Consider the following 24,081-nt stretch of genomic DNA (forward strand, 5'->3'; position numbering starts at 1 on the left):
CCAATATGAACAAAAAAGCGTGCTCTTTAGCACGCTTTTTTAGTTATGGTCATGAATAAAATGTTCGATGAAGAGGGCGTCTTGATCCGAAATGGTATGAAAACTTAAACGAATATAATGTTGATCATGTTCATTAATTATATCATCAAGGGGGTCGCATAAAATCTTCAGTAAAGAGTTTGCTCCTCGATGACTGGCATTAAGTTCTAAAAACACCAGTTTTGATGCGTGCAAGCCAGAAGGTGCTTCTATCTCAGTCATGGTTTTTGAGATATGGGTGCATCGTACTGGCATGATGGTGCCATCAATTAAATGCAATGCACCGGGCCAAAAACAACGTACATAAGGGTTCTTGGATATGCTCATAGGGTGTTCCGAAAAATTAAAAGCGCTTATTCGTATACTTTATCTTTAAACTCGCATAAATCTTCAATGATGCAGGCACCACATTTAGGTTTGCGTGCCACACAAATATAACGCCCGTGTAAAATCATCCAATGATGTGCATCAAGTAAAAACTCTTTAGGCACAAATTTTAAAAGTTTTTGCTCTACTTCCAGAACATTCTTACCTGGAGCGACCTTAGTGCGGTTGGAGAAGCGAAAAATATGAGTGTCTACAGCCATGGCAATTTGGCGAAAAGCTGTGTTTAGCACCACATTGGCGGTTTTCCGTCCCACCCCTGGCAAAGCCTCAAGTTCTTCCCGTGTTTCAGGAACTTGGCTATTATGCTTTTCGATCAAAATCTGGCAGGTTTTGATGGCGTTTTCCGCCTTGGCGTTAAAAAGCCCTATGGTTTTAATGTAGTTTTTTAAACCCTCTACACCCAGTGCTAACATGGTTTCAGGTGTGTTTGCCACGGGAAACAGCTTACGGGTAGCTTTGTTAACGCTCACGTCCGTTGCCTGTGCAGAAAAAAGCACGGCAATTAACAGTTCGAATGAGCTCGAATACTCAAGCTCTGTTACTGGGTTGGGGTTTTCAGCTCTAAGACGAGTAAAAATGTCATGGCGTTTTTGTTTGTTCAAACTAACCTCAGCGGTATCGATGGTTTATGCTGGTGCCTAGCTTGTTACACGAACACGTTTAGAGGCTACCGGGCCTGCTTTGGCTTTTTCCGCGGCCAGACGTTGCTTCTCACGCTCGTCAAAATAATTTTTACCAGCAATTAATAATCCTAAGCCAATAAATGCACCTGGTGGTAATACAGCAAATAATACACTTTGGTAGTTGTCGAAGACTACCCATTTCCAGTTGATTGCCATATCGCCGAAAAGTAACTGCATATCGGAGAAGAGTGTACCTTGGCCAATTAGTTCGCGCATACCGCCTAGCAAAACGAGTATGATCATAAAACCAATTCCCATCATAAAACCATCGATGGCAGAGGGGATAACAGGGTTGCGACTAGCAAAGGCGTCTGCACGTCCTAAAATAGCACAGTTGGTCACGATCAAAGGAATGAAAATGCCCAAAATTTGGTACAGCTCATAGGTATAGGCTTGCATAATGAGCTCTATGCACGTAGTAAAGGAGGCAATGATCATCACAAAGGCTGGCAAGCGTACCGCATCAGCAACATAGTTGCGTATTAGGGAAACCGCAATGTTTGAGCCAATCAGTACGACCAGTGTTGCTAAGCCAAGACCAATAGCGTTTACAACAGTACTCGTTACAGCCAACATGGGGCAGAGTCCGAGCAACTGAACCAGTGCAGGGTTGTTCTTCCAGATGCCATTGTAAATAATTTCGGCATAGTTGGTGCTGGGTGCTGCTACAGGCGCTTCTTCAGCAATTGGGCTTTCGTCTGTGCTCATTGTCTTGTCCTAGCGCGCAAGTAGCGCTTCTTTGTGTTCTTCGAAGTAAATTAGGGTGTTTTTCACCGCCCGAACAACCGCCCTGGGGGTAATGGTTGCACCGGTAAATTGATCAAATTCGCCGCCATCTTTTTTTACGCCCCAGCCCGCAAGGGTGGGGTTATCCAACGAGGTATTAGCAAAACTTAAAATCCAGTCAGATTTTTTAAGGTCAACTTTGTCACCTAGCCCAGGTGTTTCTTTATGGCTAATGACTCGGCTGCCTGTCACTGTTCCGTTTTTATCAATTGCAACCAGTAAGTATAAATTACCGTTATAGCCACTGGGGGCAACTGTCTCAAATATTACCGCTTCCACAGCTCCCTGTTGGCGCGCTAAATGGATTTTTATGGCTTCAGTGCTGCCTAATAGCGGATCTGGCTCTAGCCAAGCTGAGTCTTGAGTTAGATCATTGTCATATCGATCGGCAGGGAGGATTTCGTTAAAAGCCGCAATTTGTGCTTGTATGATATTGTCCTTAATGGTCTTTGCAGTTAACACCTGTGTTAAAGCAATTAATCCAGCCGTTAGGATGGCAAATATCCCAAGGCCAATACTGTTACGACGTATTGAAGAGATTAGTTCCATTTAGTTGCCCTCACTCTTAATACCTTTTTTGGCTTTTTTGTGGCCATAAGTTCTAGGTTGGGTGTAGTAGTCAATGAATGGAGCGGCAAAGTTCATTAGTAAAACGGCAAAGGCGACGCCATCAGGGTAGCCGCCCCAAGCGCGAATGATGTAAATCAAAATGCCGATACCCGCGCCATAAAACAGTTTTCCTTTGTTACTGGTGCATGAAGAAACCGGGTCTGTGGCAATAAAAAATGCCCCAAACATGGCCGCTCCAGTCGTTAAATGAAATAGTGGGCTAGCAGCTTGATCAGGTGAAATGGCGTAAAAGATACCCGCCATGACCGCCAGAGCCGATAATAGGGCTACCGGAGTGTGCCAAGTAATAATGCGAAAATACAATAAACCTAAGCCACCAATAAGATAAGCAGTATTGACCATAAGCCAAGCGTTAAGGCTACTGGGCTGAAGAGCCTCAAGGGTAGAAAAAGCGCTTTGACTGTCCAGTAAGTCCTTGTTCTTAAAACCGTCTAATGGGGTGGCCATGGTGTAGCTGTCAATAACAGGGAGCTGACCAAAAATTGCTTGTAGGCTTTGTCCAAAAGATAAGCTATCCGCAGCGCTGACAATGTCACTAACACCCACCCATTGGCTCATGGGAACAGGGAAAGAGACAAGCACAATAGCATAGCCAACCATGGCTGGGTTAAAGGGGTTGTTCCCTAAGCCACCGTATAGTTGCTTAGCAAAGATAATAGCAAAGGCCACTGCTGTAACAGTAACCCACCAAGGCACACTTGGTGGTAGGGCGATACCCAGCAGTACTGCCGTTAGCAGAGCGCTGTAGTCTTTAATAAAGAAGCGCACATTACGTTTACGAATGGCTAGTATGGCGGCTTCACTTACCAGGGCTGTGAGGCAAGCAATCATAAGATTAATGGCGGTTCCCCATCCATACAGCCAAGTCTGCATTAAAATGCCAGGTAAGGTGGCTAAAATAACCATCTGCATAACCCAAGCGGTGCGCTGTCCTGGGCGCTGGGTATGAGGTGAGGTAATGCGTAATAATGCCATCTTTTAATTCTCTTTAGACTGTGTCAACTGGGCAAGCTTAGCTTGCGCCTCGGCAAGTTTTTCAGGCCATTGAGATGCCTCAATGTGTGCTTCGTCATGACCTTGCTCTTTCAATAGCGCGATATTCTTTTCAGCTTTTTTTATGCTGGCTTTGGCGATCGCAAGATCAATTTTTAGTTTCTTCTCGGCGTCTTTGTCGGCTGGTTTTGTCTCTGCTGGCTCAGCTTTAGTTGGAGCTGGTGCCGTTTGGGTGCCAGCTTCCAGCTCAGCCAGTTTAGACTGTGCTTGCGCTAATTTTGCGGGCCATTCGGACGCCGCAATTTGTTCCTCGTTTTGACCCTGTTCTTTAAGCAAAGCGATATTTTTCTCGGCTTTTTTAATGCCTGCTTTAGCAACTGCAAGGTCAATTTTTAGCTTCTTCTGGGCGTCTTTGTCGGCTAGTGTTGCCTCTGCAGGCTCAGCTTTAGTTGGGGCAGGCGCCGTTTGGTTGCCAGCTTCTAGTTCAGCCAGTTTGGACTGTGCTTGTGCTAGTTTGGCGGGCCATTCGGACGTTGCAATTTGTTCGTCGTTTTGACCCTGTTCTTTAAGCAAAGCGATATTTTTCTCGGCTTTTTTAATGCTCGCTTTAGCGACTGCAAGGTCAATTTTTAGCTTCTTCCCAGCGTCTTTGCCAGCTGGTTTTACCTCTGCAGGCTCAGCTTTAGTTGGGGCTGGTACCGTTTGGCTGCCTGCTTCTAGTTCGGCCAGTTTAGACTGTGCTTGCGCTAATTTGGCGGGCCATTCGGATGTCGCAATTTGTTCGTCGTTTTGACCCTGTTCTTTAAGCAAGGCGATATTTTTCTCGGCTTTTTTTATGCCTGCTTTAGCAATAGCGAGATCAACTTTGCGTTTTTTAACTGCCTCTGGGTCCTCAGTTGGCTTGGTTTGACTCTGAGCGCTCTCAGCTTGCTCAAGGTTCGGTTGAGTTAATGCTTTGTCTAAGTCTGCCGCTCTTTGTTGGGCCTCTTTTAGCTGCTGGCGTAGCGTCGCAAGCTCTGGAGACTGGATTTCTTCGGCCTTCTTAACGGCTTTTTCTACTTTTTTAACGGCTGCTTTTGCTATTGCTGCATCAATTTTTAATTTCTTTAGGGCATCCTGATTGTTGCCACCAGTAGGCGCTGTTTGCGCCTGACTTTCTTGAGGTGTTAGTTCTTGCAAACGTTGTTGGGCTTTATCCAGTTCTGTTTGTAATTCATTTACCTGTTTCTGCAAGCTAGCATCTTCTGGTGCCTGTTCCGCTTGTTTGCTGAGTTTTTTGAGCTTCACGCCCAGTAGCGCAACATCCACTTTGGCCTTTTTGAAAGCCTCGTTCACAGCGGGTTTAGAAGAGGTTTGAGCCGCACTGGTGGGCTTCTCAGCGCTAGGTGTTAGTTTGGCTAGTTCTTCTTCCAACTGGGCCAGTTGTTTCTTCGATTCGTTAACCTGTAATTCCAATGCCTTAATGTCTTCGACATGCTCACTTTCTTGCGCTGTAAGAAGTTGTTTCTCAAGCTTTTTAAGCTTGGTCTTAGCAATGGCAATATCGACTTTTAGCTTTTTAGTGTCTTCGTTAACGGGGGTTGCCGTTGGGTTAGGAGCCGGTTTGGCTTTTTTCTTCTCAGCTGGTTTTTCTGCACTCTTATTCGCGGCTTGCTGGCGAGCAATACGCTTCGCTTCTTTTTCAGCAATTTCTGCTTCTTGGCGTGCTTTTCGAGCTTCAAAGCGTTGTTTGGCTATGTCAGATTTGAGTGTCGCTTCACGGTTTTCGCGAATGGCGCTTTTTGAGTGGCGGTAATACTGCACTAATGGGATGCTGCTTGGGCAAACATAAGAGCAAGCACCACATTCAATGCAGTCGAATAAATTGTAGTGCTCTGCTTTTTCAAGCTCTTGGCTCTTACTAAACCACAAAAGTTGTTGTGGAAGAAGGCTAGCAGGGCAGGCTTGTTCACACATACCGCAACGGATGCAGGCTTGCTCTGGTTCCGGTTCAGGTAACTCCTCTGCACTCGCGGCAAGAATGCAGTTACTGGTTTTTACAATGGGAGACTCTTGATTGTCTAGGGTAAAGCCCATCATAGGGCCACCCATAATCAAACGCTGAATACGGGTTTGTTCGGCACTCGCGTAATCAAGTAAGTGATGGATAGGGGTGCCTAATAAGACTTCTACGTTTTGCGGCGCTTGTAATGCATCCCCCGTTAGGGTGGTGAAGCGGGAAATTAATGGCTGTCCCAAAAAAATGGCGTCGTGCACAGCGACACAAGTACCAACGTTTTGACATAAAACGCCAACATCGGCTGGATACTGACCGCTTGGTACTTCTAGCCCAGTAAGCAATTGAATTAATTGCTTTTCACCACCTGAAGGGTACTTAGTCGGTACAACGGCAAGTTGAATATTGCTATTGCGCAGGGTAAGTGTTTTCTTTAACGCTTCAATGGCAGTGGGTTTATTGTCTTCTATGCCAATGACGACTCGTTCCGCTTGAACCAAGTGTTGTAGTACTTCGATGCCTAAGACCAATTGTTCGGTCTTTTCGCGGATCAGCATGTCGTCGGCAGTTATGTAAGGTTCACACTCTGCGGCATTAATAATGAAATGCTTGATCGTGTGTTTATGGGCGCCTTGTAGCTTTACTTGAGTAGGAAAACCAGCCCCACCCATGCCGACAATGCCCATTTCTCCCAGATAAGTAAGAACGTCCATGTGAGGCAGGTGCTGCCAATCGGTTAATGGAGAGCGTTCTTGCCAAGCGTCTTGGCCATCAGGAACGAGGATGATGCATTGATCTGAAAGACCAGATGGGTGTGCAATAGGGCGCTCTTCGATGGCTTGAATTGTGCCAGAGGTCGGCGCGTGTAAAAAGCTGCTCAGAAAGCCATTGTTAATGGCAATCGTTTGGCCTTTTAACACTTGTTCACCAGGCGCTACGATCACACGAGAGTTTTGACCAATGTGTTGCCCAAGGGGAAGTACGAGCTCAGCGGGTAGGCTAGGTCGACCTAATGGCAATTGTAGAGATTGGGCTTTGTTCTCTGGTGGGTGAATGCCACCATGAAAAGAGAAAACTTGTGCGCTTTGCATTAGTGAATTACCTCCGCAGAGCGGTCTGTGGCGATAATGTTGCCAGCACGGGAAGCTATGCCTTGGGGCTTATCCCAAGACCAAGTTTTAGAGGTAACGCCAACTTCTACCATATCAATACAATCTACCGGACAAGGCTCAACACACAGGTCACAGCCTGTGCATTCGTCAGAAATAACAGTGTGCATTTGTTTTGCTGCGCCAAGAATGGCATCTACGGGGCAGGCTTGAATGCATTTTGTGCAACCAATACATTCGTCTTCTCGAATCACGGCAACACGTTTAGCCGTTTCTTCACCGTGGTCGCCATCGAGTGGAATGGCTTCCACATCCAACAGGTCAGCCAGTGCCTGGATGGTTGTCTGGCCTCCAGGAGGGCAGTGGTTAATCGCTTCGCCATTAGCGATGGCTTCCGCGTAAGGGCGGCATCCTGGGTGACCACACTGACCACACTGAGTTTGCGGTAGTAAGGCGTCGATCTGATCAACGATAGGGTCACCTTCTACGTGAAAGCGGACATTGGCATAGCCTAGAATGGCACCAAAAATAAGAGCGAGCAGGAGTAAAACACCTATGGCGAGAAGTACAGTAATCATAGGGCCTCCTAAATTTGTACTAGAGCAGTGAAGCCCATGAAAGCCAGTGCCATTAGGCCAGCCGTTACCATGCCAATTGCTGAACCGCGGAAGACCGTCGGTACGTCTGCCACATTAATGCGTTCACGCATGGCAGCAAATAAAATTAGCACGAATGAGAAGCCAACCGCGGCACCAAAGCCGTATAAAATGGACTCAACAAAGCCGTTCTGTTTACTGATATTTTGTAGTGCTACCCCTAAAACAGCACAGTTGGTGGTAATAAGGGGTAAGAAAATCCCCAGCACCCGATACAGTAAAGGGCTGGTTTTTCGCACAACCATTTCGGTAAATTGCACCACAACCGCAATCACTAATATGAAGGAGATAGTTTGCAGATACTCTAATCCAAACGGTTGCAGGATATAAGTAAAGGTTAAGTAACTACATAAACTGGACAAAGTTAATACAAAGGTCGTGGCCATAGCCATGCCAATAGAGGTCTCTAGCTTGCCAGAAACACCCATAAAAGGACAAAGCCCTAGAAATTGTACCAATACAAAGTTATTCACCAAAATGGTGCTAACCAGTATGAGAAGGTAATCAGTCATTCCACGTCCAAAGTTGAAAATTCACGGTCTAGTTTAAGAGTTCAGATAGGTTTGTTAAGCAGCGTAACTATAGCAAGTTGCTTATAACTAACAAGAGTAAACAGTACGCTTGTTTAGTTTAATTTAGAATATATGTAATAAGTAGAGATTATATAACCTCACTCAATGTTCTTTGTCGATACCACTGGTCTTACTTATATGAAGGCCAGTGGTATTGGTTTTTACTACATGACTCTTTGGCCTGGTTTTGCACCTGCGTGTGGCTCAAGTAGGTAAATATCCTCACCGCCAGGGCCCGCTGCTAGCACCATTCCTTCCGATAAGCCAAATTTCATTTTACGTGGCGCTAAGTTAGCGACCATCACAGTAAGTTTTCCTTCTAGGTCTTCCGGCTTATAAGCGGATTTTATACCAGAGAAAACCGTACGAGTTTCCCCACCCAAATCTAGGGTCAGCTTGAGTAGTTTGTTTGCTTTTTCTACGTGTTCAGCTTTTACAATTAGGGCGATACGAAGGTCAACCTTGGCAAAATCATCAAATTGAATCTCTTCTGCAATCGGATCTTTGCCAAGCTCGCTTTCAGGTTCTGACAATTGAGCCGCTTGTTGGCTAGCGGCTTCCGCCTCACTCCTGCTTTCTTCTACCATCGCTTCGATTTGTTTAGGCTCAATTCGCCCCATTAAAGCTTTGAACTTATTAACTTGTGTGCCAAACAGCAGCTGAGTACGGTTATCCCAAGTGAGTTCTTTGTTTAAGAAAGCCTCGGCGTCTGCCACCATATTTGGCATAACCGGTTTCAAATAGGTTGCCAATATGCTGAATAGGTTCAGTGCTACAGAGCATACTTCTTGAACTTTAGGTAATGTGGCTTCATCTTTGGCAAGCACCCATGGAGCTTGGTCAGCTATATAAGTATTAGCAATATCCGCAAGACGCATGATTTCACGAATTGCTTTGCCGTACTCGCGATTTTCGTAGTATTCGGAAATTTGCTCACCGGCCTGAATAAAACTTTCAATCATGTTTTCTTCAGAGGCAACAGGAGCGAGTTGACCATCAAACTTTTTATTGATGAAGCTGGCTGTACGGCTAGCAATATTGACCACTTTGCCGACCACGTCGGAGTTTACTCGTTGAACAAAGTCTTCAAGATTTAAATCAATATCATCCACGCTTGCGTTTAATTTAGCGGCAAAATAGTAGCGTAAGTACTGTGGGTCAAGGTGGTTTAGGTAGGTGCGTGCTTTAATAAAGGTGCCGCGCGACTTGGACATTTTTGCCCCATTCACCGTTACATAGCCGTGAGCGTTAACACCTGTCGGTGTACGGTAACCTGCACAATGCAGCATGGCAGGCCAGAATAACGCGTGGAAGTTGATGATGTCTTTACCAATAAAGTGATATAGCTCAGCATCTGAATCTTTGGCCCAGTAGTCGTCGAAGTTTAGTCCTTCAGTGCGGTCGCATAGATTTTTAAAGCTTGCCATGTAACCAATAGGCGCATCTAGCCACACATAAAAATACTTGCCAGGTGCGTCTGGGATTTCGAAGCCAAAGTAAGGAGCGTCCCGGCTGATGTCCCATTCTTGCAAACCAGAATCAAGCCATTCAGATAGTTTGTTAGCTACTTGATCTTGTAACGTACCGCTACGTGTCCATTTAGCCAAAAAGTCTTGAAATTCAGGCAGTTTGAAGAAATAGTGCTCGGACTCTTTTTCGATCGGAGTGGCGCCAGTATACACGGAGCGTGGGTTGATCATTTCCATTGGTGTGTATGTCGCTGAGCAGACTTCACAGTTATCGCCGTATTGGTCTTCAGCCTTACATTTTGGACAGGTGCCTTTTACAAAGCGATCAGCCAAGAACATTTCTTTCTCTGGATCATAAGCCTGTACGATGGAGCGGACCGAGATTTTGTCGTTCGCTTTAATGGCTTTGTAAATTGAGCTAGAAATTTCTAAGTTTTCTTTTGAATGGGTCGAATGGTAATTGTCGTAGCCAATCAGAAAATCGTTAAAATCCGTCATGTGCTCCTGGCGCACACCTTCGATGAGTTCTTCAGGAGAAATGCCGTTTTGTGCGGCCTTAATCATAATGGCAGTACCATGTGCATCATCGGCACACACAGCAGTACATAGGTGGCCACGCATTTTTTGAAAACGCACCCAAATATCTGTTTGGATATGTTCCAGCATGTGTCCTAGATGGATTGAACCATTAGCATAAGGAAGAGCGCTGGTGACGAGTATTTTGCGTTGCGTATTTGCCATTAGAAAAAGCCTGTGGAAATCTAATCATCGAATGTAAAGCCATCCCTAATGTTTGTGTTAAGGTCAGTAGGGTGATGGCCAGTAGTATTATGAAAGGCGTAATTATAAGTGCCATTGATTTGTGTGCAAGCATTAGACTTGCTTTTCCGTAATTTGCCCCCACACTTGCAGGTAATTTCAAAATATATGTGCGACCAAACCTCATGTTATGGGTAAGAGGTCTGCCAGCGAGGATAAAGCCATGCAAACAGATAGCCAAATTTTGGCGCAATTAAAAACGCTTGTCGATGTCAACACAGGGCATGACTATGGTGAGGTTTGGCAAGTAGTAAGTGATTCGTCGCGGTTACACATTACGTTGAACCTTGGCTACCCAGCGCAGCAGCAAAAAGCAAACTTAGCTGAACAAATTTCAACCTTATTAAACGATCCACGTGAATTAATGTTGGAAATCCATCACACGGTTGTGCAATACGCCACCCAAGGCAGTATTGCGGGCTTAAAAGGAGTGAAGAACATCATTGCGGTGGCGTCTGGTAAAGGTGGTGTCGGTAAATCGACCACAACCGTAAACCTGGCTCTAGCGATGGCTCAAGAAGGCGCTAAAGTTGGTATATTGGATGCAGACATATACGGGCCAAGCCAAGGTATTATGATGGGCTTTGCGGAAGACACTCGACCGCAAGTGCGTGAAGAAAAGCACTTTATTCCGCCAATGGCTCACGGTGTGCAGGTGATGTCCATGGCCTTCTTAACAACCAAGGACACTCCGGTTGCTTGGCGTGGACCTATGGTTACAGGCGCTATGATGCAAATACTCACTCAAACAGATTGGGACGATTTGGATTACCTCTTTATTGATATGCCGCCAGGAACTGGAGATATTCAGCTCACGCTTGCTCAAAAAGTACCGGTAGTGGGGGCTGTGATTGTTACTACGCCACAAGATATCGCCTTACTAGACGCTCGCCGAGGCATTGAAATGTTCAATAAGGTAAAGATTCCTGTGTTAGGCGTCGTAGAAAATATGTCAACGCACATTTGTTCTAATTGCGGTCACCAAGAAGCTATTTTTGGTGATGCTGGCGGCGCTAGCCTTGCCAAAGAGTACCAGGTCAATGTACTTGGCAAGTTGCCTCTTAGTTTAGCAATTCGCGAACAGAGTGATGCAGGTTTACCCATTGTGATCAGTGAAGCGGGTGGTGATGTGGCGAACATTTATCAGTCGATTGCTCGTCAACTTGGTGCTACTCTTGCCAACCAGCAAGATAAGCAATTTGTAATGCCAACAATTGGTATGAGTGACGATTAAGGAATAAAAATGCGTTTGTGTGACCGAGACATCATTGCTGCTTTAAATGAAGGGCGAATCCAAATAGAGCCTCGTCCAGATAACAGTGTCATTAGTGGTGTGTCTGTGGATTTAAGGTTAGGAAACTCATTTCGAGTGTTTCAAGGCCACCCTGCTCCTTACTTAGATTTAAGCAGCTCCAAAGATGATCTTAGTAAGGTCATTGAGTCTGTAATGAGTGATGAAATACTCGTGCCAGACGGGGATCCTTTTTTTATTCATCCTGGAGAGTTAGTACTAGGGGTGACAAAAGAATCGGTCACTGTGCCAGATGATTTGGTAGGCTGGCTGGATGGTCGCTCTTCATTGGCTAGACTAGGTTTGATGGTGCATGTAACAGCTCATCGAATTGACCCAGGTTGGAGTGGCGGCATCGTTCTGGAATTCCTTAATGGCGGCAAGTTGCCGATTGCGCTTAGCCCAGGGATGACCATAGGGGCGATCAATTTTGAGACCTTGTCTGGGCCAGCCGAGCGCCCATATAACAAACGTGAAAATGCAAAGTATAAAGACCAAAACTCGGCAGTGGGAAGCCGCATTTCTGGTGACTAAGCCTTTTTAGTGCGTATTTAGTTGTGACCATGATTTTTTACTTTGGTACAGGTATAGGATTGGTATTCATTTACTTACTGTGCCTGAATCTATTTTGTATTGGTTGTTACGGTTTCGATAAAGTAGCAGCACAACGTGGCTGGCAACGACTGCCAGAGTCAAAATTGCATCTCTTGTCTTTACTCGGAGGATGGCTTGGCGCTATGCTAGCCCAAAGATGGTTCCGACATAAAACGAGAAAAGCGACATTTCAAACAACTCAGCGACGCATTTTGTTGTTGCATAGCGCTGCACTTCTCTCTTGGTTAACCTATTTACTCTTTTACTCGTAGGCTCGTGCCGGTTCCGCTTCGAGCGTTTATTTTAAATACATTTTAGGGTTTTCGTAAGGATGAACGAAAAGGGTATAGATATCGAGCTTGCTGACGTATTAGAGCTCATGTTAGACGCTGTGTGTGTGGTCGACCAGCATGATAAATTTGTTTTTGTTAGCGCCGCTTTTGAACATATGTTTGGCTATCGTGCGGATGAGGTAATTGGCACGTCTATGCGACGTTTTATCTACCCTAGTGATGAAATAAAAACGTTAAAAGTGGTCGATAAGTTATTGGCAGGGCAATCCGTGCCACGTTTTGAAAACCGTTGGGTGCGTAAAGATGGTAAAATAGTTGATGTTTTATGGTCTGTAAGATGGTCAGAAAAACATCAAATGCGCATTGCCGTTGCCCATGACATTACTGAAAGAAAGCAAATGGAAGCGGCGCTTTTGCATGCGGCTGGTCATGATACTCTCACCGGGTTGCCCAATCGAAATTTGCTACTGGAACGATTGCAAACCGCTGTTCACAATGCTGTTCATGAAAGAAGCTTGTGTGGCGTGCTCTTTATCGATCTGGACGGTTTTAAAACCATTAATGATTTACATGGTCACACCATCGGGGATCAATTACTTAGCGCTATAGGCGAACGATTGATCGCTTTGGTAAGGCGTTCAGACACAGCAGGGCGGTTAGGGGGAGATGAGTTTCTGATCGTTTTGAATCGACTTAGCCACGAGGATGATGCTCTTTTAGTGGCAGACAAAATTTGTCAGGGGTTGTCTGAGCCGTTTTTTGTGGCAGGGTTAACGTTACAAGTATGCGTCAGTATTGGTATATCACTAGCGCCTTTACACGGTGATAACTGCCAGCAGTTGATTCAATTAGCCGATGACGCCATGTACTTATCTAAACGAAATGGTGGAGACAGAGTTGTACTGCATGAGGGGTGAGTTTTTTACGTTTGGTTATTGAGCGTATCTTGTCTTGCAGGTAGTATCTTAATAATAAATTGCTTCTTCAACCGCACTGTTGATTTGTCTCCCATATAAAGGAGAACAAGACAGTACTAAGAAAGGCAGTTTCCATTTTCTGGTGAGAATTCATTGAATGCCTACTTAACTGTACCTTACATTCAGCCACACCACTGTGGAGTGAAGGCTTAGTGATTCCCGCTTATCAACATAGTAATAAAATAGGAAATAATAATGGCGGCTTTTGGTAGCGTTTTTATGCCTAAAATGGCACTGACACGTTTTGAAAACAACCAATGGAGCAAAGCTGAAATGGTGTCTTCTGATAGCATTCAGATGCACCCAGGTGCCCACGTGTTGCATTACTCTAGTACTTGTTTTGAAGGGCTAAAAGCTTTTCGCCATGAAGACGGTAGTGTCCATGTCTTCAGAATGGATCAAAATATTAAGCGCTTTGCTCAAAGCAGCCGTTTGTTGTCGCTACCAGAAGTAAATGAAGAGCAAGTTGCACAAATGATCAAAGATGCAGTGCTTGAATATGCAGCAGATGTACCAGCGCCACCAGGCTCAATGTACATTCGTCCTACGCACATTGGAACAGAAGCGGCGATTGGTAAAGCCGCAGCTCCAACGACGGACTCACTCTTGTACGTTTTATTGTCGCCTGTTGGTGACTACTTCACAGGTGGCGCAAAGGCCTTACGCCTGTTACTTGATGAAGAAGGCATGCGTTGTGCACCGCACATGGGAATGATTAAAAGTGGTGGTAATTACGCCAGTGCCCTAGGGCCAATTAGTCAAGCGAGAAACGAAGTACAAGCCGATCAAGTGTTATTTTGTCCAAACGGCGATGTACAAGAAACGGGAGCTGCTAACTTCTTGCTGATTGACGGAAATGAAATCATTACTAAAGGGCTTGATACTAGTTTCCTACATGGTGTGACTCGTTCAAGTATTTTGACTTTGGCGGCAGATTTGGGCATGACAGTGTCTGAGCGTGACATCACTGTTGAAGAACTATTAGAGCGCGCAGCGAAACCAGGCGTGGAAGCGGCTCTGTCAGGCACGGCAGCGGTATTAACCTCTGTAGGTACTTTTATTCATAAAGGGCAGGAGTATCAAGTAGGTAATGGTGAGCCAGGACCTATTACAGACAAACTTCGTCAAGCGTTAAATGATATCCAGTGGGGACGTGCAGAAGATAAGCACAACTGGTTGGTTAAAATTGCCTAAAACAGGCGAATAGAGAAAAGGCAAGATGAAGTCATCTTGCCTTTTTTTATAACTAAAATAAGTGCTTAAGCTAGTTTATCCCAAGCTGTGAGCTGAAGTTTGTGGCTACGAATTTTATAAAAAATACCCATGAAGATGCCATAGGCAAATCCCCATACTAGGGATTTATCAAAAGCAGCTTGGATGCTCGCATCTTGCCCTAAACTAAAAACGATTAGCATGATGCTTGTGAGATACAGAAAGGAGACAAGAGCATTGATATGAAAGCCCACGTAATAAGGGGGTGGGACCTTAATACCAACGAGTCTTAATAGACTGTACATGGGAGGCTGATAGTTAGAGCGCCAGACGTTTTTTGCCTCAAGTTCAAGATGAGCTGCGTGTAGTTTTGCTTGAAATGACAATGGAATCACCAATCGATAAAAATGTGTCTTATTTAATACGTGGCTTTGTCATTCTTTTCAAGATAAATAGAGCTTTATAGTTGAATGGAATAAAAAAGCACTACCTAAGTGGCAGTGCTTTTAAACAAACTTAAACTAGAGTAAGAGCTTAAGCGTCTCTTTCTTCCATACGCTCACGCATTTTTTCAGCACGTTTTTCTGCTCTTTCTTTTTGTAGCTCTTGCAGCTCCTGCTTTTGCTCAGGTGTTAAAATGCTAAGAATTCGGTGTGCCTCTTTCAGGCGTTTAACTTCACGATCCGCATGTTTTTGGCTCATTTTAAGGGCGAATTCTTGCGCTTTAGCTTCATCAAAGCTGTCTGCAAAAAGAAGTTCTTGTAGCATTTGATGTTGTTGTTTCATGTCTTCTGGATTGCCGCGACGACGCTCTTGACGCATTTCCTTACGCTGCTCTTTCTTCTCAGCACGTAGCTCTTTTAATTCGTCTTTTTGTTCGTCAGTTAAATCCAGTTTTTTAAGTAAATGCATATCCACCAGCATTGGAGCACGGTCACGGCCTTTGTCATGATCCTTTCCGCCAAAAGCGAAAGATGAGGCAGATCCTAAAGATAGAGGTAATACAACAGCGGCTAAAAGTAGTTTCTTTGAAATGTTCATTTGATTTTCCTCTTTGGTTTACTTTTTAAGTTAAGTGAGAGAACGCCTCACTCGATGGAAAACATCTTAGCGTTTGTTAGGTAAACTGGTGTCTTGGCAGGGTAAAGTAACGTAAAGTCACCTCAAACAAAGTAATTTGCCGTTAAAATACCTACAGATAATGAAAACGGAGAAGATAGAATGTCCAAGATTCTTATTGTTGACGATGACAATGAGTTAACTGAGTTATTGAAAGAAGTCCTAGAGTACGAGGGCTATCAGGTCTCAGTGGCTGCAAATGGTGAAGAAGGCTTGGCATTAGTCACTGATGACATTGATTTGATTTTGCTTGATGTCATGATGCCCAAACTCAATGGTTTTGATACTTTGAAGCGCTTACGAGAAACCCGACAGACTCCTGTGCTTATGTTAACGGCTAAAGGAGAAGAAGTGGATCGAGTGATTGGCCTTGAACTGGGGGCGGATGATTATTTACCTAAGCCTTTTAGTGATAGAGAGTTGCTGGCTAGAGTCAGAGCAATCTTGCGCCGCAGTCAGATTACCCAAGAGGCGACGTCAACACGGGAACAAGAAAAAGGCGACTGTGTAGAATACCTAGACCTGCGTTTGTATCCGGGCAAGCTAGAAGCTTATTGTAACGGTCAACTACTAGACTTAACCAGTACCGAATTTGCCATGTTATTGCACTTCACTGGTCACGTTGGCCAAGTTATAACGAAAGAAACTTTGAGCTTAGAGGTGTTAGGTAAACGCTTGGCGGCATTTGATCGAGCAGTAGACATGCATGTTTCCAATTTGCGGAAAAAACTACCTGACTGGGCTGATGGTAAAGCGCGTATTAAAACCTTGAGAGGGCGCGGCTACATGATGGTAGAAGGGCTATGATAGGGTTACCTAAAATTACCAGTTTGTACGGTCGAATTTTTGCTATTTTTTGGCTGACTATCCTATTGGTAATGCTAGCAATTATGCTGCTAGCACATTTAGATCCAAGAAAGTCAAAACCGATTTCTGAGGGGCAACTGCGTGAAATCGAAGGTGTTCGTGATCATATAGAACGCCGTTTTGAAGATCAGCAAGACTTTACGCACATCCTGCAATGGTTCGAAGAGCCTTTTAAACGTCGAAAAGACGACCCGAGAAGAAAAGAGCAGCCCAAGTTTTTTCTGACGAATTTAGACGGGGATATTCTACTGGCTAAGCGAAATAAAGACTTTGCCTATAAAGTGATGAGGAACTTCGTCACCACGATTGACCAAGACCGAGAGCCTAAACAGCGCTTATACGGTAGTTTTTTAGTGGCCGGTCCTGTTCCGATTCGTCTAGCAGAGCAAGAGTTGCTGTTTTATGCAGGCCGTAAGCATAGTGGCACTTTCTATTTAATTGGTCAGTTGTTTGATAGGCCAATACAAATGATTTTGCTGGTGATGCTGATCAGTACGCCGCTTTTATTATGGTTGGCATGGGCGCTAAGCCAACCCGCAAGGCGCCTTGAAAAAGCTGCGCAGCGAGTTTCCCGAGGTGAGTTTAAAATGGACCCTAGCTTGGAACAGGGTTCCTCAGAATTTCGTCAAGCGGGTGCCAGTTTTAACCAGATGGTGGAAGCCGTTAATCAAATGATTTCTCGCCAGCAAAGGTTATTATCAGACATTTCACATGAACTGCGCTCACCATTAACACGGCTGCGTATGGCTCAGTCCTTGGCTGCGAGAAAGCAAGGTGAAAGTCTAGAGTTGACTAGAATTGATACTGAAGCCCAACGCTTAGAGCAAATGATAGGTAAGCTATTAGAGCTCTCTAGAATGCAGGTGGACAGCCATCAGCAGTTTGAGACACAACCTTTGGTAAGCTTATGGGAACCTCTATTAGATGACTCCCAGTTTGAGGCGGAACAAATGGGTAAGGCGTTAACTTACTCGTCTGTCCCTAATCGGCGCATAGCCTGTCACCCACAATTATTAATGAGTGCGCTAGAAAATATTGTCCGCAATGCTATTTGCTACAGCAAAGATTGCATTAAGGTCAGCTTCAATGAAAGTAAACACAGGGTTGAGGTGATTGTTGAGGATAACGGTGAAGGTGTTCCTCAAGAAGAATTGTCAGCTATATTTCGACCGTTTTACCGAGTTTCTACTGCTCGAGATCGGCACTCGGGTGGAACAGGATTAGGTTTGTCTATCACCGAGGGTGCGATTAAGCAGCATAACGGCACAATTGAAGCGCAAAAGAGCCAGTTGGGCGGCTTGTTGGTTAAAATAACTTTACCAGTACTGGTTGATTAAATAAAAAACTATGGGTGGAGCCATAACCTGGTTCTGCCCTGTTTTTTCTTCATACCATGCGTCTACTTATTTCTGTCAAATAGTTTTCAGTTCCCAAACCGAAAGTTGACTGAGATCCTTTCTTATCAATGTGAAAATACCTTTCAGCTTATGTACGGCTGGAAGGCGATTCACCGCCTTAGCGGATAACCATAGATCGTCTTCTATTAATTCAATGGGAGATATGATGAAACTAGGTAAAATATGGGCTTACGGCATTCTAATTTGTGCTGTACCTGTCTTACACGCAGCAGGACCGCCAGGAAAACTAGACCCCTTACATACTGAACTTGAACTTGGCATTATTGCCACGTCGGGCAATACCGACAGTACGGCTTTAAAGGCGAAGGCGACCATCAATCAGGACTTTGCCTCTTGGCGTAATAAGTATCAGCTCGATACGCTATATAAAGAAAGTGAGTATAACGGGGTCAGTGAGGATACTGCCCAAAGAGTGTTTGTCTCAGCCCAAAGTGACTACAAATTAAGTGAAGAACATACGTCATTGTTTGTTTATGGGTCCTATACGGACGACAGGCTCAGTGGCTTTGACTATCAAAGTACCGTGTCTGTGGGTTACTCGGCAAGGGCATATGAAGACGAAAAATCCCTTCTCAAGTACAGTGTGGGTCCCGGTTATTCTTTTAGCAAAACAGATACGGGTGAAAAAGATGAATCTGCCATTGTACATATTTCCACAGATTACCTTTATCACTTAAGTCGGCGAGCTAAATTCAGTCAGTTTTTTAGTACAGAAGCGGCTTTAGAGAGCGATAAAAACACCCAATTTAAGTCTGAAACGGCAATTAGTGCTAATATTCGCGATGATTTGAGTATGAAGGCTGCTTACAGTGTGACTCATAACACCAAGGTGAGTGAAGGCAACGCAAAAACGGACGCTATAACCAGTGTTACTTTAGCCTACACTTTTTAGTTATTTGATGTGATTTTATGAAATTGGGTGGGGTGAATGCGCTTTCAGGGTATTAAGTTATCTATGGTTACCGGCTTTTTAGGGGCGGGTAAAACCACGTTAATTCGTCAATTATTAAACCAAGCGCCCGCTTATGAAAAGTGGGCCGTATTGGTTAATGAGTTTGGTGAAATTGGTTTGGATGGCGCTTTGTTAAATGCAGTCATGCCACAGCAAGATGTGTTAATTAAAGAAGTGGCTGGTGGTTGCGTCTGTTGTGTGACTGCAGCGGCTTTTGAACAGGGCTTGAATCAGCTGATACGGCAGCACAACCCAGATCGAATCATCATTGAGCCTTCTGGGTTAGGACACCCTAAGCAAATCTTAGAAAACTTACAGGCTAAGCATTATCAACAGGTATTGTTCATTACTGACCCTATTTGCGTGTTGGACGCTCGATCTCTAGGAGATATACGTTATACAGAACATCCGATTTTTCAGGACCAAATTAAGGTGTCTGATGTGATTGTGGCAAGCCATACGGACAAGTATACAGCGCAAGACTGGCAAGTCATTCGAACCTTAGTTGAAGAGTCCAAGAAGCGTTTGGTGTCTAGCATGAGCGAAATGCAGCTTGACCAGTTCGACACCCAGCAGCTTGCTGTGCATCATGACCATCATGACCATCATGACCATCATGACCATCATGACCATCATGACCATCATGACCATCATGACCATCATGACCATCATGACCATCATGACCATCATGACCATCAGTCTACAGCTGTCATAAAGTACTATGATCCAGTTAGTGACCAGCCTAAAAGACTATTAAGCCAATACCAGAAGTGTCAAGACGGCATGCGAGTAATAGGTTGGAGCTGGCCAGACTCCTATTATTTTGACGAGGAAAGTGTGAAAACAAGACTGGAATCGTTACAAAACCAAGCGGGTTGTTATCGTGTGAAAGGCGCTTTTGCGTTAAATGAAAAACAAGCCCTTTTTGTGAATTTTTCCTCAAGCAATCAGTGGGCCCATGTGGCTCAATGGTCGAAAAATAGTCGTTTAGAGGTAATTGGAGCAGAACAAGCCCCTTGGTATACAGGACTCGATAGAGAGGGCACCTAGCATAAAATGACCAAATTATCCCTTGCTCAATAATAGGTGTTAACTTACTTGGTGAATTTTGTCATTAATCTTGGAGCCTTTTGTTATTGAGACAAATGTGCTTTTGACCGAATCTTGTTGATACAGAACAGACTTATTGGAAAGTCGTTTCCTATAAAAACAACAAAGAGGTCAAAGGTCATGCCTGAGTATAAAGCGCCACTGCGCGATATTAAATTTGTCACCGAGGAAGTGCTGGATATTTATAGCCATTATACTTCTCTTCCTGGTGCTGAAGAGGCTACCCCAGACATGGTGGCGGCTATTTTGGAAGAAGGGGCGAAATTCTCAGAGAAAGTGTTGTCGCCTCTAAACCGTGTTGGTGATCAACAAGGTTGTACTTTTAACGACGGTGTCGTTACCACGCCAGATGGTTTTAAAGAAGCCTATCAACAATATGTGGAAGGTGGCTGGCCGTCACTTTCTCATCCAGAAGAAATGGGTGGCCAAGGTTTGCCTGAATCCTTAGGTATGATGGTCACTGAAATGGTGTCTACTGCCAACTGGTCTTGGGGAATGTACCCAGGCTTAAGTCATGGCGCAATGAACACTTTAGAGTTGCATGGCACCCCAGAGCAAAAACAAACTTACCTGACCAAACTTGTATCGGGCGAGTGGACCGGCACCATGTGTCTGACTGAACCTCATTGTGGTACTGATCTTGGAATGCTTAAAACCAAAGCAGAACCACAAGCTGACGGTAGCTATGCCATCAGTGGTACAAAAATCTTTATTTCTGCTGGTGAGCATGACATGGCAGATAATATTGTTCATATCGTATTGGCTCGACTGCCTGATGCTCCTGCAGGAACTAAAGGTATTTCTCTATTCATCGTTCCTAAATTTAATGTCAGTGATGCAGGGGAAGTGGCAGACCGCAACCAAGTGTCGTGTGGCTCGATTGAACATAAAATGGGCATTCACGGGAACGCAACCTGTGTGATGAATTTTGACGGTGCTAAAGGCTTCTTAATTGGCGAAGCCAACCGTGGTTTGAACTGCATGTTTACCTTTATGAATACGGCACGATTAGGAACAGCAATGCAGGGACTCGCTCATTCTGAATGGGCGTTACAAAACTCGGTAGCTTACGCCAAAGACCGTTTGCAAATGCGTGCTTTATCTGGGGCTAAATCTCCTGAAAAAGCCGCTGACGCTATTATTGTTCACCCCGATGTGCGCCGTATGCTGTTGACTCAAAAAGCCTTTGCCGAAGGTGGTCGCGCATTGATTCACTATTGCTCTACCTTGGTAGATACCACCAAAAAAGGTTCGGCTGACGAAAAAGCTGAGGCTGACGAGCTCATGTCGCTTCTTACTCCTATTGCTAAAGCTTTCCTAACAGAAACAGGCTATGAAGCGGCTAACCAAGGTTTACAAGTTTTTGGCGGGCATGGCTACATTGCAGAATGGGGTATGGAACAGAATGTTCGTGATTGTCGAATTTCCATGTTGTACGAAGGTACCACAGGTATTCAGGCTTTAGACCTGTTGGGTCGAAAAGTATTGATGACTCAAGGTGCTACCCTTCGTCGTTTTACAAAAATTATCCATAAGTTCTGTAAAGAGCACAAAGGTAATAAAGCTGCCAAGGCTTATATTAGCAAACTGGATAAACTGAACAGTGAATGGGGTGATATCACCCTGAAAATTGGTATGAAGGCCATGCGCAACAAAGAAGAAGTCGGTGCAGCATCAGTGGATTATCTAATGTATTCAGGCTACGTCGTTTTGGCTTATTTTTGGGCGCGTATGGCGATTACGGCCCAACAGAAGCTTGACCAAGGCAGTTCCGAGACTGGCTTCTATACCGCCAAACTTCAAACGGCGACTTTCTACTACGAACGCCTATTGCCAAGAACGAAAGGGCATGTTGAGGCCATGTTGTCAGGCGCAGACAACCTTCTAGCAATGGATGAAGACAACTTTGTATTTTTGAACGCCTAAACGCGTACTAAGTCTGTTTAGAGATTAATCGAATAAAAGGTATAAATTATGAGTGCAACAAAAGCAGTTTTTGAAGAAATGTTAGGACGTTTTGACGCAGATGAAGCGGATGATATGGAAGCCGTATTTCAATTTGATGTGGAAGACGGTGAAAGTTATTACCTAGCCATTGAAGACGGTGCTTGTGAACTTGGTGATGGCGAGCATGATGACCCTACAGTGACATTGGAAATGAGTTTAGAAACGTTAAAAAGTGTCATGAGTGGTGAATTAGATGGCATGGCGGCCTTTATGCAAGGTAAGATTACGGCAGATGGAGACATCATGCTAGCGACTAAATTGACTCAGCTTTTCCCTCAGTAGGAAAGTATGTTTGTCCATTTAAAATAGGCGCAAGTGCCCGATAGTGTAAACTATTGGGCTTTTGTCTTAGCGCTGTTCTCCGAATAACAAAAACAATTGGAGCTTACTATGACCACAGACACTTCTTTGAGCCAAGCCAGTAATGAAGCGAAAGAAGCGGGTAGTTATATTCCTGAGTCATTGAACCCCTATCAATATCAATCGATCACACAAATTCTTGAACGAGCAGTGCAAAAATTTGCGGATCTACCTGCTTTTACTAGCGTTGGCCGAACGTTAAATTATCGAGAAGTTAACGAAAAATCGGATCAGTTTGCCGCGTACTTGCAAAATCATACAGACCTAATGCCAGGTGATCGTATCGCAGTACAGTTACCTAATGTGGTGCAATACCCTGTTGTTTTATTTGGCGCCATGAAAGCGGGTTTGATCGTTGTAAACACCAATCCTTTGTACACGCCAAAAGAGCTAGAGCATCAATTCAACGATTCAGGCGCAAAAGCTCTAGTCGTATTTGCTAATATGGCAAGCAATGTCGAAAAAATTCTTGCGAAAACGTCCATTAAGCAAGTGATAGTCACTCAAATTGCAGACTTTCACCCACCTCTAAAGCGCCTGCTCATTAACTCCGTTGTTAAGCATGTGAAAAAAATGGTGCCGCCATTTCAAATTAATGGTGCAATTTCTTTGAACCAGGCACTTACCATGGGAATGAAGCATAAAGTTAGCCCAGTATTAGCGAAACCTGAGCACATTGCTGTTCTTCAATATACAGGCGGTACCACAGGGGTGGCGAAGGGGGCTATGCTGACCCATGCGAATATCATTTCAAATATGTATCAGCTCGGATCAAGGCTGACCGAAATTGTAGAAGAAGGGAAAGAAACCTACATTGCTCCGTTGCCCTTGTATCATATATATGCATTCTTAATTCATGGGCTTACCCTACTAGAGCGTGGCGCGCACTCTGTACTCATCCCAAATCCGAGAGACTTGCCTGGTTTTGTAAAAGAGCTAAAGAACTGGAAATTTACCGGCTTTGTTGGGTTAAATACCTTGTTTGTCGGCCTTTGTAATCGTGAAGACTTTCGTGCGCTAGACTTTTCAAGTATGAAGCTTACCTGTTCAGGCGGTATGCCCTTGACCCATGCAGCTGCTGAAGAGTGGCAAAAGGTAACAGGTTGTACGGTTATCGAAGGTTACGGCCTTACTGAGACGTCCCCTGTTGTGTCCTTTAACCCTGTTGGTAAAGAGCGCATCGGCACCATTGGTGTGCCAGTTGCAATGACAGATATCAAAATCCAAGGGCGTGATGGTGAAAGCTTACCTCAAGGTGAAGCGGGTATGTTATGTGTTAAAGGTCCCCAGGTGATGAAGGGGTACTGGCAACGTGAGTCAGCAACCCAAGAAGTTATGACTCAAGACGGCTTCCTTATTACGGGTGACATTGCCATGCAACATCCTGATGGTTACCTTGAGATTGTTGATCGTGCTAAGGATATGATCATTGTTTCAGGTTTTAATGTTTATCCTACAGAAATCGAAGACTGTGTTTCTTCACACCCTGCGGTGTTGGAATCTGCCGCCATTGGTGTCGAGGATGATAAGACAGGTGAAGCCGTTAAAGTCTTTATTGTGCTTAAAGACGCGTCTGGCAGTCTGGATTTGGGTGAACTACGTGATTACTGCAAAGAGAAACTGGCCGCCTATAAAATTCCTAAACAGATAGAAGTACGCACTGAGCTTCCTAAAACTAACGTAGGTAAAGTGCTGCGAAGAGCTCTGCGAGAAGAAAAGTCTTCCTAGATTGAGCTTCTATT

Annotated in this window: 23 protein-coding genes; 12 read left to right on the top strand and 11 right to left on the bottom strand. The window is 44.5% G+C overall.

All coding sequences use genetic code 11. The annotated features are described in order from the left end of the window. Nucleotides 1-39 precede the first annotated feature (39 nt). From ACYVGZ_RS07705 to metG, 9 genes are all read right to left on the bottom strand, one after another. Complete coding sequence (locus ACYVGZ_RS07705; RefSeq protein ID WP_460753524.1) at nt 40-366, bottom strand: hypothetical protein; 327 nt, start codon at nt 364-366, stop codon at nt 40-42. A gap of 26 nt (nt 367-392) precedes the next feature. Next, nucleotides 393-1,028 (bottom strand): endonuclease III, encoded by a 636-nt coding sequence (gene nth, locus ACYVGZ_RS07710; RefSeq protein ID WP_460753527.1) that lies wholly within the window; start codon nt 1,026-1,028, stop codon nt 393-395. 36 nt (nt 1,029-1,064) lie between these two features. Further along, nucleotides 1,065-1,817, bottom strand: a complete 753-nt coding sequence (locus ACYVGZ_RS07715; RefSeq protein WP_460753530.1) for an electron transport complex subunit E — start codon at nt 1,815-1,817, stop codon at nt 1,065-1,067. Nucleotides 1,818-1,826: 9 nt separating this feature from the next. After that, nucleotides 1,827-2,444, bottom strand: a complete 618-nt coding sequence (gene rsxG / locus ACYVGZ_RS07720; protein WP_460753532.1) for an electron transport complex subunit RsxG — start codon at nt 2,442-2,444, stop codon at nt 1,827-1,829. Beyond that, nucleotides 2,445-3,500 carry an electron transport complex subunit RsxD gene (rsxD, locus tag ACYVGZ_RS07725; protein WP_460753535.1) on the bottom strand — a complete coding sequence of 352 codons (1,056 nt, stop codon included), beginning with the start codon at nt 3,498-3,500 and terminating at the stop codon, nt 2,445-2,447. It abuts the gene before it with no gap. A gap of 3 nt (nt 3,501-3,503) precedes the next feature. Beyond that, the gene (rsxC, locus tag ACYVGZ_RS07730; RefSeq protein ID WP_460753537.1) at nt 3,504-6,605 is read right to left on the bottom strand and encodes an electron transport complex subunit RsxC; all 3,102 of its coding nucleotides are present in this window, start codon (nt 6,603-6,605) and stop codon (nt 3,504-3,506) included. Then, nucleotides 6,605-7,201 (bottom strand): electron transport complex subunit RsxB, encoded by a 597-nt coding sequence (gene rsxB, locus ACYVGZ_RS07735; RefSeq protein WP_460753540.1) that lies wholly within the window; start codon nt 7,199-7,201, stop codon nt 6,605-6,607. Before rsxB ends, rsxC begins: the two co-directional genes overlap by 1 nt. 8 nt (nt 7,202-7,209) lie before the next feature. Further along, nucleotides 7,210-7,791: an electron transport complex subunit RsxA gene (gene rsxA / locus ACYVGZ_RS07740; RefSeq protein ID WP_460753542.1), complete on the bottom strand. Its 582-nt coding sequence runs from the start codon at nt 7,789-7,791 to the stop codon at nt 7,210-7,212. A 224-nt stretch (nt 7,792-8,015) separates the two neighbouring features. Then, nucleotides 8,016-10,061 carry a methionine--tRNA ligase gene (gene metG, locus ACYVGZ_RS07745; protein ID WP_460753545.1) on the bottom strand — a complete coding sequence of 682 codons (2,046 nt, stop codon included), beginning with the start codon at nt 10,059-10,061 and terminating at the stop codon, nt 8,016-8,018. Nucleotides 10,062-10,302: 241 nt separating this feature from the next. Here metG and apbC point away from each other — a divergent pair, with 241 nt between their 5' ends. The 5 genes from apbC (at nt 10,303) to ACYVGZ_RS07770 (ending at nt 14,488) form a co-directional block, all read left to right on the top strand. Next, on the top strand, nt 10,303-11,373 hold the full coding sequence (gene apbC / locus ACYVGZ_RS07750) for an iron-sulfur cluster carrier protein ApbC (protein ID WP_460753548.1): 1,071 nt from the start codon (nt 10,303-10,305) through the stop codon (nt 11,371-11,373). A 9-nt stretch (nt 11,374-11,382) separates the two neighbouring features. Then, nucleotides 11,383-11,964 (top strand): dCTP deaminase, encoded by a 582-nt coding sequence (dcd, locus tag ACYVGZ_RS07755; RefSeq protein ID WP_460753551.1) that lies wholly within the window; start codon nt 11,383-11,385, stop codon nt 11,962-11,964. Between the two features lie 29 nt (nt 11,965-11,993). Continuing rightward, complete coding sequence (locus ACYVGZ_RS07760) at nt 11,994-12,296, top strand: DUF1294 domain-containing protein (protein WP_460753554.1); 303 nt, start codon at nt 11,994-11,996, stop codon at nt 12,294-12,296. A gap of 59 nt (nt 12,297-12,355) precedes the next feature. Then, complete coding sequence (locus tag ACYVGZ_RS07765; protein ID WP_460753557.1) at nt 12,356-13,234, top strand: diguanylate cyclase domain-containing protein; 879 nt, start codon at nt 12,356-12,358, stop codon at nt 13,232-13,234. 255 nt (nt 13,235-13,489) lie between these two features. Beyond that, nucleotides 13,490-14,488 (top strand): branched-chain amino acid aminotransferase, encoded by a 999-nt coding sequence (locus ACYVGZ_RS07770; RefSeq protein ID WP_460753561.1) that lies wholly within the window; start codon nt 13,490-13,492, stop codon nt 14,486-14,488. A 65-nt stretch (nt 14,489-14,553) separates the two neighbouring features. Here the strand turns inward: ACYVGZ_RS07770 and ACYVGZ_RS07775 are convergent, their stop codons facing one another. Then, a complete protein-coding gene (locus tag ACYVGZ_RS07775; protein ID WP_460753563.1) occupies nt 14,554-14,892 on the bottom strand; it encodes a DUF6404 family protein in 339 nt (112 codons plus the stop codon). 148 nt (nt 14,893-15,040) lie between these two features. Further along, nucleotides 15,041-15,547, bottom strand: coding sequence for a CpxP family protein (locus tag ACYVGZ_RS07780; RefSeq protein ID WP_460753566.1), 507 nt, complete (start codon nt 15,545-15,547; stop codon nt 15,041-15,043). Nucleotides 15,548-15,727: 180 nt separating this feature from the next. Between ACYVGZ_RS07780 and ACYVGZ_RS07785 the strand changes: the two genes are divergently transcribed. The 7 genes from ACYVGZ_RS07785 (at nt 15,728) to ACYVGZ_RS07815 (ending at nt 24,067) form a co-directional block, all read left to right on the top strand. Further along, nucleotides 15,728-16,432 carry a response regulator gene (locus ACYVGZ_RS07785; RefSeq protein WP_460753568.1) on the top strand — a complete coding sequence of 235 codons (705 nt, stop codon included), beginning with the start codon at nt 15,728-15,730 and terminating at the stop codon, nt 16,430-16,432. Further along, on the top strand, nt 16,429-17,829 hold the full coding sequence (gene cpxA / locus ACYVGZ_RS07790) for an envelope stress sensor histidine kinase CpxA (protein WP_460753571.1): 1,401 nt from the start codon (nt 16,429-16,431) through the stop codon (nt 17,827-17,829). Before ACYVGZ_RS07785 ends, cpxA begins: the two co-directional genes overlap by 4 nt. Before the next feature lie 223 nt (nt 17,830-18,052). Continuing rightward, complete coding sequence (locus ACYVGZ_RS07795; RefSeq protein ID WP_460753574.1) at nt 18,053-18,802, top strand: DUF481 domain-containing protein; 750 nt, start codon at nt 18,053-18,055, stop codon at nt 18,800-18,802. 36 nt (nt 18,803-18,838) lie between these two features. Continuing rightward, nucleotides 18,839-19,912, top strand: a complete 1,074-nt coding sequence (locus ACYVGZ_RS07800; RefSeq protein ID WP_460753576.1) for a CobW family GTP-binding protein — start codon at nt 18,839-18,841, stop codon at nt 19,910-19,912. A 180-nt stretch (nt 19,913-20,092) separates the two neighbouring features. After that, nucleotides 20,093-21,898 (top strand): acyl-CoA dehydrogenase C-terminal domain-containing protein, encoded by a 1,806-nt coding sequence (locus ACYVGZ_RS07805; protein ID WP_460753579.1) that lies wholly within the window; start codon nt 20,093-20,095, stop codon nt 21,896-21,898. 48 nt (nt 21,899-21,946) lie between these two features. Next, the gene (locus tag ACYVGZ_RS07810; RefSeq protein WP_460753582.1) at nt 21,947-22,261 is read left to right on the top strand and encodes an SCP2 sterol-binding domain-containing protein; all 315 of its coding nucleotides are present in this window, start codon (nt 21,947-21,949) and stop codon (nt 22,259-22,261) included. A gap of 108 nt (nt 22,262-22,369) precedes the next feature. After that, nucleotides 22,370-24,067 carry an AMP-binding protein gene (locus ACYVGZ_RS07815; RefSeq protein ID WP_460753584.1) on the top strand — a complete coding sequence of 566 codons (1,698 nt, stop codon included), beginning with the start codon at nt 22,370-22,372 and terminating at the stop codon, nt 24,065-24,067. The last annotated feature ends 14 nt before the right edge of the window (nt 24,068-24,081 follow it).

Source organism: Marinomonas epiphytica, from assembly GCF_054780655.1.

Bases quoted from the DNA above. Each gene is read 5' to 3' on its own strand.
- ACYVGZ_RS07805 (WP_460753579.1), top strand. From the start codon at position 20,093: ATGCCTGAGTATAAAGCGCCACTGCGCGATATTAAATTTGTCACCGAG.
- cpxA (WP_460753571.1), top strand. From the start codon at position 16,429: ATGATAGGGTTACCTAAAATTACCAGTTTGTACGGTCGAATTTTTGCT.
- rsxB (WP_460753540.1), bottom strand. From the start codon at position 7,201: ATGATTACTGTACTTCTCGCCATAGGTGTTTTACTCCTGCTCGCTCTT.
- ACYVGZ_RS07765 (WP_460753557.1), top strand. From the start codon at position 12,356: ATGAACGAAAAGGGTATAGATATCGAGCTTGCTGACGTATTAGAGCTC.
- ACYVGZ_RS07780 (WP_460753566.1), bottom strand. From the start codon at position 15,547: ATGAACATTTCAAAGAAACTACTTTTAGCCGCTGTTGTATTACCTCTA.
- ACYVGZ_RS07705 (WP_460753524.1), bottom strand. From the start codon at position 366: ATGAGCATATCCAAGAACCCTTATGTACGTTGTTTTTGGCCCGGTGCA.
- rsxA (WP_460753542.1), bottom strand. From the start codon at position 7,791: ATGACTGATTACCTTCTCATACTGGTTAGCACCATTTTGGTGAATAAC.
- ACYVGZ_RS07760 (WP_460753554.1), top strand. From the start codon at position 11,994: ATGATTTTTTACTTTGGTACAGGTATAGGATTGGTATTCATTTACTTA.
- apbC (WP_460753548.1), top strand. From the start codon at position 10,303: ATGCAAACAGATAGCCAAATTTTGGCGCAATTAAAAACGCTTGTCGAT.
- ACYVGZ_RS07810 (WP_460753582.1), top strand. From the start codon at position 21,947: ATGAGTGCAACAAAAGCAGTTTTTGAAGAAATGTTAGGACGTTTTGAC.
- ACYVGZ_RS07815 (WP_460753584.1), top strand. From the start codon at position 22,370: ATGACCACAGACACTTCTTTGAGCCAAGCCAGTAATGAAGCGAAAGAA.
- ACYVGZ_RS07715 (WP_460753530.1), bottom strand. From the start codon at position 1,817: ATGAGCACAGACGAAAGCCCAATTGCTGAAGAAGCGCCTGTAGCAGCA.
- rsxD (WP_460753535.1), bottom strand. From the start codon at position 3,500: ATGGCATTATTACGCATTACCTCACCTCATACCCAGCGCCCAGGACAG.
- ACYVGZ_RS07795 (WP_460753574.1), top strand. From the start codon at position 18,053: ATGATGAAACTAGGTAAAATATGGGCTTACGGCATTCTAATTTGTGCT.
- ACYVGZ_RS07785 (WP_460753568.1), top strand. From the start codon at position 15,728: ATGTCCAAGATTCTTATTGTTGACGATGACAATGAGTTAACTGAGTTA.
- metG (WP_460753545.1), bottom strand. From the start codon at position 10,061: ATGGCAAATACGCAACGCAAAATACTCGTCACCAGCGCTCTTCCTTAT.
- rsxC (WP_460753537.1), bottom strand. From the start codon at position 6,605: ATGCAAAGCGCACAAGTTTTCTCTTTTCATGGTGGCATTCACCCACCA.
- dcd (WP_460753551.1), top strand. From the start codon at position 11,383: ATGCGTTTGTGTGACCGAGACATCATTGCTGCTTTAAATGAAGGGCGA.
- ACYVGZ_RS07770 (WP_460753561.1), top strand. From the start codon at position 13,490: ATGGCGGCTTTTGGTAGCGTTTTTATGCCTAAAATGGCACTGACACGT.
- ACYVGZ_RS07800 (WP_460753576.1), top strand. From the start codon at position 18,839: ATGCGCTTTCAGGGTATTAAGTTATCTATGGTTACCGGCTTTTTAGGG.
- rsxG (WP_460753532.1), bottom strand. From the start codon at position 2,444: ATGGAACTAATCTCTTCAATACGTCGTAACAGTATTGGCCTTGGGATA.